General features: G+C 66.4%; 10 protein-coding genes and 1 tRNA gene. 9 read left to right on the top strand and 2 right to left on the bottom strand.

Features of this window, described 5'->3' with window-relative positions; genetic code table 11:
* The coding region (locus RJ05_RS31375) for a hypothetical protein (protein ID WP_162140629.1) at nt 1-584 on the top strand (584 nt) is incomplete at its 5' end.
* A gap of 1004 nt (nt 585-1588) precedes the next feature.
* Entirely contained in the window at nt 1589-2800 is a 1212-nt protein-coding gene (locus tag RJ05_RS09530) for a tyrosine-type recombinase/integrase (RefSeq protein ID WP_169332950.1), read from the top strand.
* A gap of 41 nt (nt 2801-2841) precedes the next feature.
* On the opposite strand, the gene RJ05_RS09535 is transcribed toward RJ05_RS09530, so the two are convergent.
* Nucleotides 2842-2928, bottom strand: a tRNA-Leu gene (locus tag RJ05_RS09535).
* A gap of 221 nt (nt 2929-3149) precedes the next feature.
* On the opposite strand from RJ05_RS09535, the gene RJ05_RS09540 reads away from it, so the two are divergent.
* The 7 genes from RJ05_RS09540 to polA all read left to right on the top strand — a co-directional run bounded on the left by RJ05_RS09540 (nt 3150) and on the right by polA (nt 12269).
* The gene (locus tag RJ05_RS09540; protein ID WP_014350328.1) at nt 3150-3764 is read left to right on the top strand and encodes an ANTAR domain-containing response regulator; all 615 of its coding nucleotides are present in this window, start codon (nt 3150-3152) and stop codon (nt 3762-3764) included.
* A 228-nt stretch (nt 3765-3992) separates the two neighbouring features.
* Nucleotides 3993-5189, top strand: a complete 1197-nt coding sequence (locus RJ05_RS09545; protein WP_036535758.1) for a branched-chain amino acid ABC transporter substrate-binding protein — start codon at nt 3993-3995, stop codon at nt 5187-5189.
* Nucleotides 5190-5282: 93 nt separating this feature from the next.
* Nucleotides 5283-6320 carry a branched-chain amino acid ABC transporter permease gene (locus tag RJ05_RS09550; protein WP_048833243.1) on the top strand — a complete coding sequence of 346 codons (1038 nt, stop codon included), beginning with the start codon at nt 5283-5285 and terminating at the stop codon, nt 6318-6320.
* The gene (locus RJ05_RS09555) at nt 6317-7744 is read left to right on the top strand and encodes a branched-chain amino acid ABC transporter permease (RefSeq protein ID WP_081597251.1); all 1428 of its coding nucleotides are present in this window, start codon (nt 6317-6319) and stop codon (nt 7742-7744) included. Before RJ05_RS09550 ends, RJ05_RS09555 begins: the two co-directional genes overlap by 4 nt.
* A complete protein-coding gene (locus RJ05_RS09560) occupies nt 7741-8709 on the top strand; it encodes an ABC transporter ATP-binding protein (protein ID WP_036535762.1) in 969 nt (322 codons plus the stop codon). Before RJ05_RS09555 ends, RJ05_RS09560 begins: the two co-directional genes overlap by 4 nt.
* Complete coding sequence (locus RJ05_RS09565; RefSeq protein ID WP_036535765.1) at nt 8706-9437, top strand: ABC transporter ATP-binding protein; 732 nt, start codon at nt 8706-8708, stop codon at nt 9435-9437. The genes RJ05_RS09560 and RJ05_RS09565 overlap by 4 nt, the downstream gene beginning before the upstream one ends.
* 60 nt (nt 9438-9497) lie before the next feature.
* Nucleotides 9498-12269 (top strand): DNA polymerase I, encoded by a 2772-nt coding sequence (gene polA / locus RJ05_RS09570; protein WP_081597252.1) that lies wholly within the window; start codon nt 9498-9500, stop codon nt 12267-12269.
* A 42-nt stretch (nt 12270-12311) separates the two neighbouring features.
* Here the strand turns inward: polA and RJ05_RS09575 are convergent, their stop codons facing one another.
* Nucleotides 12312-12926, bottom strand: a complete 615-nt coding sequence (locus tag RJ05_RS09575) for a PepSY domain-containing protein (protein ID WP_036535770.1) — start codon at nt 12924-12926, stop codon at nt 12312-12314.
* Between the last annotated feature and the right edge of the window lie 256 nt (nt 12927-13182).

Here is a 13182-nt window from a genome sequence, read left to right on the forward strand (position 1 = left end):
GCTGCGGCATCTGCGGCCGCGAGTTTCCCAAGGCAGAAGTGCGATTCCGCGTGAACCATGTCGGGGGCCAAGCCACTGCCGACCGCTCTGCTCGCGCCGCCCTGCGCGCCATAGCACACGCCATGGGCTGGTACTTGCCAAGCGATTATGACCTGAACGACGAAACGCGGACACGGTGCCCGGATTGTGCCGGTCAATGTCGCGCCAGCGAACCAACCACGCTGTATCTGATCAAATCGGAGCGCCGTCGAGCTCTCAAGATCGGTGTGGCCCGAAGAACGTCCAGTCGGCTGCGAGTTCATGGCCGACGTGGGTGGCGCGTCGTCGAATTGAACGGCGAGCAATGTTGGTGGCTTCTTCGGCGGGTCGATGCGCTGGCCATCGAGCGAGCCATCATCGCGCGATGGCGAAGCGCGGGCGTGCCGATGGCTCCAGCGTGCGCTATCGCCGCCGAGAATGGCTACACCGAGACTGCCAGCCTGGATGCAGCTTCGGTGCCTGACACTGTCGGCTGGATCGAAGAACTCGCTCGTGGACACCTTCTGGAACTCGACACGTCAGGATCCGGAGAAGGCGGACACTAGACTCATATGGCGCATGCGAGCCAATCGCGCTGCGATCGAAGCCAAGGCTTGGTTCGCAGAAACTAGAGCCACGGGAAACTCCCCCCGGGATGCGGTCCACAGGCGTCGTAGGTGTGATCGGCTTCAGCTTCTGCATCGACATCCGGATCGACGGCCGGTTGGGCGTTGAGGACAACTGCGGGTTGCCGACTCCTCCGGTCTGTCGTTTGTTATGTGCTGTTGAAAACGGCCGTCGCCGACGGAGTTGAAGGAATGTACCCGCCTCACTCGATGCCAGGAGCGTTCCTCATGCCCTCATCCGTGCACATCCGTTCACCGCGCTACAGCACGACCGGTTGCGAGACCTAAACCATGGCCCACTGGGCTGTCGCAGTCGGCCGCATACGACGCATAGCTTCGTGCGGCGTCACGGTCTGACCTCGTGACTGGTGTGCAGCCGTCTTCGAGCGCAAATGACTCGGTCCCGATTGCACAGTTGAACCAACGGCAGAAGCTGCTTGCCGGGGCAGGCGATTACTGATTGCGCACTGCCGGACCGCGTTACCACGCCCGGCGCACGGGGCCAGACCACATTCTCTCGCGGCGGCCGCGGTGTGCGCCGAACCCGCCGCAGCGGCGCTTGCCTGAATTGCGCGAAATGGGAATGGGTGGGATTGATCGCTTGACGACTCCGGTCCTACAGAGCGTTGATTGACGACCCGAATTGCATCGTTCGCCTCAGCCAACCATAACTGCCTGGGGCGGAACAGCTTTCGGTACAAGAAATCCGAGATACAGAGCAGGAGTCATCTTATGAATGAGGACGAAGGTTACTTGCGGGCGAAGGACTGCGAGAAATTGACGGGGATTCCGGAGGCCACCTGGCGATGGTGGGCACATATCGGATACGGCCCGATCAGTTTCAAGCTAGGGCCCCGCCGCCGGGTATGGCGGAAATCGGCGGTGCTGGCCTGGATCGCAGAGCAAGAGCAGGAGCAGGCGAGCCGACGTGATGAGGCTGCGTAATGGCGGCGACTCGGAACCAACGGTCGGGTATCGAGGACCGCTGGTACCCGACCGTGGTCAACGTGGACCCGGTGACCGGGAAGATAACCAAGAAGAAGGTCAAGTCCACGGAACGCTTCGGTAAGGGAAAGCGGTGGCGGGCCCGGTACGTCGATCCAAGTGGTGTCGAGCGGTCGCGATCGTTCGACACCAAGATTGCGGCGCAGAACTTTCTCGACGCCGAGGTCACGACGAAGGTAACCACGGGCACGTGGGTCGACCCCGACCGCAGCGGTGTCCTATTCGGCGTGGTCGCCGAGAAATGGTTTGCCACAAAGAAGTTCCGGAAACCGAAGACCGTGGCAGGTTATCGGTCGTTGCTGGATACGGTCGTGCTCCCGAGGTGGGAGTCGGTCCCGCTGCGCGACATCGATTTCGAGGACATCCAGGAATGGGTGGTCAGCTTGTCGGAGTCGGGCAGCACGCGGTTCGAAGGTCGCGGCCTGTCGGCGTCGCGGGTCATTCAGTCGTATCAGGTGCTCGGCCAGATTCTTCGGTTCGCGGTGAAGTCGAAGCGGTTGGCTTCCAATCCGGCCGAGGATGTCGAGTTGCCGTCGATGATGGCGGGGGAGCGGCCGTACCTGTCTCACCTTCAGGTGTTGAAGCTGGCGATGGCGGCCGGTCGGTTCCGGCCGTTGGTGCTGACGCTGGCCTACACCGGTATCCGGTTCGGTGAGGCGACCGGGCTCCGGGTGATGGACGTCGATCTCGACGCCCGGCGCATCCGGGTGACGCGGTCGGCGACCTATGTCCGGGGTGCGGGCACGGTAGTGACCGACACTAAGAACCACACGGCTCGTGCTGTCCCGGTCCCGGAGACGTTGGCAAAGGAGCTCGCCAACCTCATGAATGGTCGTCGACCCGACGCACTCGTCTTTCCGAGCCGGAAAGGTGGCTACCTCGAGTCGACGGAGTTCCGGTGGGTATTCGATCAAGCCGCGAAGGCGGTGGGGTTGAGCAAGATCGCTCCGCATGGTCTACGCCACACGGCGGCGTCGCTGGCGATCAGTGCCGGGGCGAATATCAAGGTGGTTCAGCGGATGCTGGGGCACAAGACGGCCACGCTGACGCTGGACCTGTATGGGCACCTGTTCCCGGACGATCTCGACGCTGTGGCGCTCGGGATGGACGCGGGGGCCAGGACTGCTGCGGACCGATTGCGGACTGCATGAGATGACGACGTCGAAAGCGACGGCAAAAATACCGCCTGACCTGGTGCCGAGTGTGGGACTCGAACCCACACGTCCGTGAGGACAACGGTTTTTGAGACCGTCGCGTCTGCCAGTTCCGCCAACTCGGCGCACCGGAGGGAAAGCATAGCGGGTGGGTGGGGATTTCGGCGAACCGGCTGCCCTCGTTGTGACCTGGGTGAGGTTTGCGCTGGGTATATGCGTTCTATGCCGAAGTGAAAGGTACTCTTTACATCACTCGATGGCGTGGCGGTGGCTCTTCGGCCGGATTGGTCCGGCGGTGGCCGCAGTCGAGCGTCGGGGCTCGAGCATCGAACCAGAGGGGTCTTCTATGAGCACTACTGCGGGCGCGGACGCCAAGGCCGGCGCCGGGGCCAAGCGCGTCGTCGTCGCCGAGGACGAGGCCTTGATTCGCATGGATCTGGTGGAGATGCTCACCGAAGAGGGCTATCAGGTGGTCGGTGAGGCCGGCGATGGGCAGCAGGCGGTGGATCTGGCGGTGGAGCATCGCCCGGATCTGGTGATCATGGACGTGAAGATGCCGCGCCGCGACGGGATCGACGCGGCCGCCGAGATCGCCTCGAAACGTGTTGCGCCGGTGGTGATCCTGACCGCGTTCAGTCAGCGCGATCTGGTCGAGCGGGCCCGCGACGCGGGGGCGATGGCCTACCTGGTGAAGCCGTTCACGAAGTCGGATCTGGTGCCCGCGATCGAGCTGGCGGCGAGCCGGTTCCATGAGATCACCGCGCTGGAGGGTGAGGTCGCGAGCCTGTCGGAGCGGCTGGAGACACGCAAGCTGGTCGAGCGCGCCAAGGGCGTGCTGATGCAGACCCAGGGGCTGTCGGAGCCGCAGGCCTTCAAGTGGATTCAGCGCACCGCGATGGATCGCCGCACCACCATGAAGGCGGTCGCGGAAGTGGTGCTGGAGAACCTCACGCCGCAGTGATCGGGTTCCGCGGCGGCACTCACAGTGCGTTTTACGTCGAGGAAACATAAACGCGAAAAAGAATTCGACACGATGTCATCTGCATGATCCGAATGTGATGCGGATCTAACGTGCCGACGCTATGTTTCTGCGCAGGCTGAGTGGTCGGCCTCCTCGGTTGGCCGGGGGAGCACAGGAACGCAGAGGTGAATCGTGCTTAGTTCGACGTGGCGAAACCGTACGGTGCGAGTGCTGGGGGTCGGCGCGGCCGCAGCCCTGGTGCTGACCGGATGCAGCGACAAATCGACGGGGGATTCGGAGGCCACCGGGACCGACGCCGGGGGCCTGTCCATTCAGCCGGTGATGCAGATCGACGCCCAGGGCAAGGAAGTGCCCTCCGCCGACACCGCGGCCGCCGCCGACCCCGCCGGTGACGGTTCGGCGACCTGCCCGGCGGGCACCTCCATCGCCATGGCGGGCGCGCTGACCGGGCCGAACGCGGCACTGGGCATCAATATCGTCAACGGCGCGAAGCTGGCCATCGAGCAACACAACAAGGCGAATCCGGGCTGCCAGATCGTGCTGAAGCAGTTCGACACCGAGGGCAACCCGCAGAAGGCGACGCAGGTCATCCCGCAGATCGTCAACGACCCCACGATCATCGGCCTGGTCGGCCCGGCCTTCTCCGGCGAGACCAAGGCCACCGGCCAGATCCTCAGCGATGCGGGCCTGGTGGCGGTGTCGTCGTCGGCCACCAATGCCTCGCTCACCCAGAACGGCTGGCGCAGTTTCTTCCGCGGGCTGGCCAATGATGACGTGCAGGGGCCGTCGGTGGCCAACTACATGATCAATACGGCCGGCTACAAGAAGGTGTGCGTCGTCCAGGACAACACCGACTACGGCACCGGCCTGGCCGCCAGCGTCACCGCCGCGCTGGGCCCGGTGGCCGATCCGGCCTGTGCGGCCGGCATCAAGGAAGGCGACAAGGACTTCTCCGCCACCGTCACCAAGATCGCGGCCGTGCAGCCGGACGCCATCTTCTACTCCGGCTACTACGCCGAGGCCGCACCGCTGGCCCAGCAGTTGAAGTCCGGCGGGGTGGACGCGACCTTCGTCTCCGCCGATGGCAGCAACGATCCGCAGTTCGTCTCCCAGGCCGGCAGCTCGGCCAAGGGCGCGGTGCTGTCGTGCCCGTGCGGCCCGGCGCCGAAGGAATTCACCACCGAGTACGAGGCACTCAACGGCCAGGCCCCCGGCGTCTACTCGGTGGAGGCCTACGACCTGGCCACCATCCTGGCCAAGGGCATCGACTCCGGCAAGATCACCCGGCCCGACCTGCTGGAATTCGTGCGCACCTATGACGGCGCCGGCCTGGCCCGTCAGTACAAGTGGAACCCCGACGGCGAGCTGTCCAACGCGCTGATCTGGGTGTACGAGGTCAAGTAGCGGGAGCGGCACCGGCGCGTACCCACGACCCTGCCGGAGGGTCGGGGTACGCGCCGATCCATCAGGGGCGACAGCGATGAGGGCTTGGCAGGGATGACTCCTAGCGTGTATGTCGGCGCGTTACCGCTTGCCGACGGTTCGATCGACTTCAACTACGAGGGGGTGATCGATCAATTCTGGCGGCTGACCGTCGACGGGCTGTCCTACGGCGCGATCTACGCCCTGGTGGCGGTGGGCTACACGCTGGTGTACGGCGTGCTGCGGCTGATCAACTTCGCCCATTCGGAAGTGTTCATGCTCGGCATGTTCGGGCAGTACGTCGGATTGATGCTGCTGGGGTTCTCGCCCAGCGGTGATGTGTACTCCCAGGGCGTCATCCTGACCGTCACCTATCTGGGCCTGGCGATGCTGTTCGGTATGGCGGTCTCGGGCGCGGCGGCGGTCGGATTGGAGCGGGTGGCGTATCGGCCGCTGCGCCGCCGCGGCGCCAAACCGCTGATCTTCTTGATCACCGCGATCGGAATGTCGTTCGTACTGCAGGAATTCGTGCACTTCATCCTGCCGAAGCTGTGGCCGGACCTAGGTGGCACCAATGCCCAGCAACCGATCATCCTGGTCGAGCCGACGGTGCAGTTCAGCTTCGGTGGCGCCGACGTCACCAATGTGACCATCGTGATCGTGGTGGCCGCGGTGGTGCTGGCCGCGGCGGCCGAGATGCTGATCAACCGCACCAAGTTCGGCCGCGGTATCCGGGCGGTGGCCCAGGATCCCGACACCGCGACGCTGATGGGCGTCTCGCGGGAACGGGTCATCATGCTGACCTTCCTCATCGGCGGTGTGCTGGCCGGTGCGGCGGCGCTGTTGTACGCGTTGAAAATTCCCAACGGCATCATCTACTCCGGCGGCTTCGTGCTCGGCATCAAGGCGTTCAGCGCGGCGGTGCTCGGCGGTATCGGCAATCTGCGCGGCGCGCTGCTGGGCGGGCTGCTGCTCGGGCTGGCCGAGAACTACGGGCAGATCCTGTTCGGCACCGAATGGCGCGATGTGGTGGCGTTCGTGGTGCTGGTGCTGGTGCTGATGTTCCGGCCGACGGGCATCCTCGGTGAAAGTCTCGGGAGGGCCCGCGCATGAGTGAGAAGACCACGCCGATCGAAGCGCCGAAGCCACCGCCGCGGCCCATGCACGGTGTGGGCGACGCGCTACGCGGCTGGTGGGAAGGGCTGAGCCGGCCGGCGCAGTGGGCGGTCGGGGTTCCGGCGATCATCGCGCTGGCGTTGCTTCCGCTGTTCCCGCCGCCGCTGCTGGACACCCCCGGCACCAGTTTCGGTGGGGTGATGGCGCAGTTCGCGATGTACGCGCTGATCGCCATCGGGCTCAATGTGGTGGTCGGGCAGGCTGGTCTGCTCGACCTCGGCTATGTCGGTTTCTACGCCGTCGGCGCTTACACCGTCGGGCTGCTGACCAGCCCGAACAGTCCGTGGAACCAGACCGACGGCGACTGGCTCGACTCCGACTGGGCCTGGCTGGCGTGTGTGCCGTTGGCCATCGCGGTGACGGCGGTGTCGGGGCTGATCCTCGGCTCGCCCACGCTGCGGCTGCGCGGCGACTACCTGGCCATCGTCACCCTCGGCTTCGGTGAGATCGTGCGACTGCTCGCCGACAACCTCGGTGATCTGACCAACGGCAGCCTCGGTCTGTCCGGTATCGCCTACCCGCGCGTCGGCGAATCCGAGGAGCGCCCGACCGGGGTGTTCTCGGCGGGCAACGTCGGCGACGGCGACAGCGCGAACCTGCTCGACCGCGCCAACTCCGGCACCTGGTGGTACTGGCTCGGCATGATCTTCGTGATCGTGGTGTTGCTCATCGTCGGCAATCTGGAACGCAGCCGGGTGGGCCGGGCGTGGGTCGCGATCCGCGAGGACGAGGACGCGGCCGAGATCATGGGCGTGCCCGCGTTCAAATTCAAGCTGTGGGCGTTCATGATCGGCGCCGCCGTCGGCGGGCTGTCCGGGGCGCTGTACGCGGGCCAGGTGCAGTTCATCAATCCGACCGGGTTCAACATCATCAACTCGATGCTGTTCCTGTGCGCGGTGGTGATCGGCGGCCAGGGCAACAAACTGGGCGTCATCGTCGGGGCCTTCCTGATCGTGTACCTGCCCAACCGGTTGATGTCGGTGCAGTTGGTCACCGATGAAACCGCGGGCTACATCCAGCTCGGCGTACTGGCGGTGGTGTTCGCCGGATCGGCATGGGCGTGGAAGCGGTGGATGCGCGAACGCGGCGTGTGGGTGCGCAGGCTGTTCGTCACCGTCATGGTGGTGCTCGGGGTGTACTGGCTGGTCCTGCTCGGCAGCGTGCTGCTGTTCCGGCCGCAGGGCGCGCAGACCCTCGGCGACCTGAAGTATCTGTATTTCGGCATCGCGCTGGTGGTGATGATGATCCTGCGGCCACAGGGCCTGTTCCCGGTGCGGCAGAAACTGCTGGCCTACGGCAGGCAGATCTATCTCGCCGTGCGCAGACCGATGCCGGGCGAACCGGGGGGAGCGCAGCGATGACCGGACCGGGCGCGGGGGACGCACTGTTCGACAACGACGACATGGCCGCCGGATATGTCGCGGAACCAGAGGTGGAGTCGGCGGGCACCGTCGACGTCGAGGCCGTCGATCCGGCCCTGGCCGACGCGGCCGCGGTCGCCGAGGCGGTCGCACCACGCCGCGAGATCGAGACCGAGGTCGGCGCCCCGCTGCTGCGCACCGAGGGATTGACGGTGAAGTTCGGCGGCCTGACCGCGCTCGATGCCGTCAGCTTCGAGATCCGCCGGGGTGAGATCCTCGGCCTGATCGGGCCCAACGGCGCAGGCAAGACCACCTGCTTCAACGCCATCACCGGCGTGTACCGGCCGTCGGCGGGCACGGTGTATTTCGACGGCAAACCGCTCACCAAGACCAAACGCAACGCCATCACCCGCCTCGGCATCGCCCGCACCTTCCAGAACGTGCGGCTGTTCGGGGAGATGACGGCGCTGGAGAATGTGGTGGTCGGCACCGATGCCAGGCACAAGACCTCGGTGCCCGGCGCGATCTTCCGCACGACCAGGCATCGGCGTGAGGAACGCGACGCCATCGAACGCGGCATGGCGTTGCTGGAGTTCGTCGGTATCGCCCCGCGCGCGGTGGAGAAGGCACGCAACCTGTCCTACGGCGATCAGCGTCGCCTCGAGATCGCCCGCGCGCTGGCCACCGAACCGAAACTGCTGTGCCTGGACGAACCCGCCGCCGGGTTCAACCCGAGCGAGAAATCGGCGTTGATGGATCTGATCCGCAAGATCCGCGACGACGGGTTCACCGTACTGCTGATCGAGCACGATATGCGGCTGGTGATGGGCGTGACCGACCGGATCGTGGTGCTCGAATTCGGCCGCAAGATCGCCGACGGGCTGCCCGCCGACATCCGGGCCGATCCGGCGGTGATCGCCGCCTACCTCGGGGTGCCCGACGACGAGGACGGACAGGACGCATGAGCACAGCCGAACCGATGCTCGAAGTCGACGAGATCTCCGTCAACTACGGCAGAATCCAAGCGCTGCACGGTATCTCGCTACGGGTGGCCGAAGGGGAGTTGGTCACCCTGCTCGGCGCCAACGGTGCGGGCAAGACCACCACCATGCGGGCGCTGTCGGGGCTGCTGCCGCTGACCAAGGGCCGCATCGTGTTCGAAGGCCGCGACATCAGCCGGATGAAAGCCCATGAACGCGTCGTCGCCGGATTGATCCAGGCACCGGAAGGCCGCGGCATCTTCCCCGGCATGTCGGTGCAGGAAAACCTCGACATGGGTTGCTATGCACGGCCTTTCAAACAGAAGACCGAGTACGCCGCCACCTTGGACCGAGTGTTCGACCTGTTCCCGCGGTTGCAAGAACGGCGCAAGCAAGTCGGCGGCACCCTGTCCGGTGGTGAACAGCAGATGCTGGCCATCGGCCGATCACTGATGGCGCGCCCGCGGCTGCTGCTGCTCGACGAACCGTCGATGGGGTTGGCGCCCATGGTGATCCAGCAGATCTTCCGCATCATCAGCGAGATCAACCAGCAGGGCACCACGGTCCTGCTGGTCGAGCAGAACGCCAGGCAGGCACTCAAACGCAGCGACCGCGGCTACATCCTGGAGACCGGTGCGGTGACCAAAACCGGCACCGGGGCCGACCTGCTCGTCGACCCCGCGGTGAAGTCGGCGTACCTGGGTGTGGGGTGAGCGCTCGCGCCCGGGTGTCGGCCGTTCGACTTGTCGGTGGCTGTCCCTAGACTCTGGGGGGTGAGTTCACCGACGACAGCCCCGCGTTCTGCCTCTTCCGGATCCGGCACGGCACCGAGCACCGCGTCGAGTGCCGCCGCGACGGCCACGGGGGAGCGGCCGACGCTATTGCTGATCGACGGCCACTCGGTGGCCTACCGCGCGTTCTACGCGCTACCGGCGGAGAACTTCAAGACCGTCACCGGGCAGACCACCAACGCGGTGTACGGCTTCACCGCCATGCTGATCAACCTGCTGCGCGATGAGAAGCCCACCCATATCGCGGCGGCCTTCGACGTCTCCCGGCAGACCTTCCGCACCGAGGCCTACCCCGAATACAAGGCCAACCGCACCAGCACGCCCGACGAGTTCCGCGGGCAGGTCGAACTCACCAAGGAAGTGCTGGGCGCGCTCGGCATTCCGGTGATGGCGATCGACGGCTACGAGGCCGACGACGTCATCGCCACGCTCACCACGCAGGCGGTGCCGCAGGGCTACCGGGTGCTCATCGTCACCGGCGACCGCGATTCGATCCAGCTGGTCAACGACGACGTCACTGTGCTGTACCCGCGTAAGGGCGTCTCCGACCTCACCCGGTTCACGCCGGAGGAAGTACAGGCCAAATACGGCCTCAGCCCGGCGCAGTACCCCGATTACGCGGCGCTGCGCGGTGACCCGAGTGACAACCTGCCCGGCATTCCGGGCGTGGGGGAGAAGACCGCCGCCAAGTGGATCCGCGAGTACGGTGATCTGGCCACGCTGGTCGACAAGGTCGACGAGGTGCGCGGCAAGGTCGGCGACGCGCTGCGCGCGCATCTGAGCAGCGTGGTGCTCAACCGTCAGCTCACCGAAATGGTGCGCGATGTGCCGCTGCCCTACACCCCCGACCAGCTCGCCCAGGGGCCGTGGGACCGCGAACGCATCCACCGGCTCTTCGACGATCTGGAATTCCGGGTGCTGCGCGACCGGCTGTTCGAGACGCTGGCCCCGCCGAGCCCGGAAGCCGAGTCCGGTTTCGAGATCAGCGGTTCCTCGCTGGCGCCGGGCAGCGTCGGCGACTGGCTCACCGATCACGCGCCTGCCGGGGTGCGCCACGGTGTGGCAGTGGTCGGTTCCGGTGCGCCCGGGCGCGGCGACGTCAAGGCGATCGCCATCGCCGCGGCCGACGGTGAGGGTGCCTATATCGACGTCACCGGGATGACGCCCGAGGACGAGGCCCGCCTCGGTGCCTGGCTGGCCGACCCGGCGCGTCCCAAGGCGCTGCACGAGGCGAAGTCCGCGATCCACGCCCTGCGCGGGCGCGGATGGACGCTGGCCGGGCTCACCAGCGACACCGCGCTGGCCGCCTATCTGGTGCGGCCCGGGCAGCGCAGCTTCAACCTCGACGATCTGTCGCTGCGCTACCTGCACCGGGAGCTGCGCGCCGAAACCGACGAGACCCCGCAGTTGTCGCTGCTCGACGACGAAGACGCCGTCGACACCGAACTCGCGCAGGCCGAGATGCTGCGCGCCCGCGCCGTCGCCGATCTCGCCGAAGCCCTCGACGGCGAGCTGGCCGGCATCGAATCCACCGCGCTGCTCGATGAGATGGAGTTGCCGCTGCTCGAGGTGCTGGCCACCCTCGAAGACGCGGGCATCGCCGTCGACGTCGACCAGCTGGAAACGCTGCAACGCCAGTTCGCCGACAAGGTGAACGAGGCGGCGGAGGCGGCCTACGGCGTGATCGGCAAGCAGATCAACCTCGGCTCGCCCAAACAGTTGCAGGTGGTGCTGTTCGACGAGCTCGACATGCCCAAGACCAAGCGCACCAAGACCGGCTACACCACCGACGCCGACGCGCTCGAATCGCTCTACGAGAAGACCGAGCACCCGTTCCTGGCGCATCTGCTCGCCCACCGCGACGCCACCCGGCTCAAGGTCACCGTCGACGGACTGCTCAAATCCGTCGGCGACGACGGCCGCATCCACACCACCTTCAACCAGACCATCGCCGCCACCGGCCGGTTGTCCTCCACCGAACCGAACCTGCAGAACATCCCGATCCGCACCGACACCGGCCGCCAGATCCGCGACACCTTCGTCGTCGGCCCCGGCTACGAATCGCTGATGACGGCCGACTACAGCCAGATCGAGATGCGGATCATGGCGCATCTGTCCGGCGACGCCGGCCTGATCGAAGCCTTCAACTCCGGCGAGGATCTGCACACCTTCGTCGCGTCCAAGGCCTTCGACATCCCGATCTCCGAGGTGAATCCGGAGATGCGGCGCCGGATCAAGGCCATGTCCTACGGCCTGGCCTACGGTCTGAGCTCCTACGGTCTGTCCGCGCAGCTGAAGATCAGCACGCAGGAGGCCAAGGACCAGATGGAGGTCTACTTCGCCCGGTTCGGCGGCATCCGCGATTATCTGCACGAGGTGGTGGAGCAGGCCCGCAAGGTCGGCTACACGCAGACCCTGTTCGGCCGGCGCCGCTATCTGCCGGACCTCGATTCCAGTAACCGTCAGCGTCGTGAGGCCGCCGAGCGGATGGCATTGAACGCACCCATCCAGGGCACCGCCGCCGACATCATCAAGGTCGCGATGATCAACGTGCACAAGGCGATTCAGGAGGCGGGCCTGATGTCGCGGATGCTGCTGCAGATCCACGACGAACTGCTCTTCGAGGTCGCGCCGGGCGAACGGGAAGCCCTCGAAGAGCTGGCCCGGCGGGAGATGGCGGCCGCGATCGAGCTGTCGGTGCCGCTGGACGTGTCGGTCGGCACCGGCCGCAGCTGGGACGCCGCCGCGCACTGATTTCCGGCCCCGAGCTGTGCCGGGCTCGGGGAAAGCGCGGAGTCAGCGTTCGGTCGTGTTCGACATCACCCGTCCGGAGACGGCGTCGACGGTCACTTCGTGCTTGGTGCCGGAGGGGTCGATCACGTCCGACTCCCACACGGTGGTGCCGTTGTCGCTGTCGAGGTTGAGTTCGGTGATGGTGCCGCCGGGGACTTCCCGCAACACGCTGTCGGCCGCCGCCCGGTAATCCACGCGTGCGGCTCGGATCCGGTCGCGATGTTTGGCTTTGTCGGCGTCGTCCTCGTTCTTCGCGACCGGGCCCATGGTCACGGTGGCCCCGTCGCCGGACACCTCCATCTCGTGCTCGACGCCGTCGGCGGTGACGACCTGGACCTCCCAGCCATGGTCGCGCTCGGTCTCGATCGAGACGAGGGTACTGCCGGCGACGGCGGCCGTCGCGGTGCCGCCTGCCTTGCGCAATGCCTCGACGTCGAGTGCGGCCACCGCCGAGGTCGTCACGGGGGCGGACACCGTCGTCGACGGCGGCGCCGTGGTCGCCACCGCATCGTTGTCGCCGCCGTCGGCGCACCCACTCACCGCGAGGAGCGCGGCGCCGGCCAGCACCACCGGCGCGCCGTACCTGCCCTTCGCGGCCGAACCACCCGGGACTCGCATCTGTTCCTCCGTTCGCCGCTGTTTGCACGGGCGTGCCCCGCCGCGGCGCGCCGAAACCTGCCCCGCGCGCGCCGCGACCGAGCGAAACGATCCGGCCCGCGAACACGATGTGCCAGATGACCGGGGCAGGTGATTCCGGCTACCCGCCTCCTACTCGCGCGTAACCCGGTCGCGCCCGATGACCTGGGCGAACAGCGTCCGGCAGGAAAGGAAACGGCACGCGAATGTGGTTGCCTTCGCCGCATCGACTCTCTAT

Origin of the sequence: Nocardia cyriacigeorgica NBRC 100375, assembly GCF_000308555.1 — a bacterium.
Classification (GTDB): domain Bacteria; phylum Actinomycetota; class Actinomycetes; order Mycobacteriales; family Mycobacteriaceae; genus Nocardia; species Nocardia cyriacigeorgica.

Coding starts and splice junctions, on each gene's coding strand:
- RJ05_RS09565 (WP_036535765.1), top strand. CDS start 8,706: ATGAGCACAGCCGAACCGATGCTCGAAGTCGACGAGATCTCCGTCAAC.
- RJ05_RS09540 (WP_014350328.1), top strand. CDS start 3,150: ATGAGCACTACTGCGGGCGCGGACGCCAAGGCCGGCGCCGGGGCCAAG.
- RJ05_RS09530 (WP_169332950.1), top strand. CDS start 1,589: ATGGCGGCGACTCGGAACCAACGGTCGGGTATCGAGGACCGCTGGTAC.
- RJ05_RS09575 (WP_036535770.1), bottom strand. CDS start 12,926: ATGCGAGTCCCGGGTGGTTCGGCCGCGAAGGGCAGGTACGGCGCGCCG.
- RJ05_RS09560 (WP_036535762.1), top strand. CDS start 7,741: ATGACCGGACCGGGCGCGGGGGACGCACTGTTCGACAACGACGACATG.
- RJ05_RS09555 (WP_081597251.1), top strand. CDS start 6,317: ATGAGTGAGAAGACCACGCCGATCGAAGCGCCGAAGCCACCGCCGCGG.
- RJ05_RS09550 (WP_048833243.1), top strand. CDS start 5,283: ATGACTCCTAGCGTGTATGTCGGCGCGTTACCGCTTGCCGACGGTTCG.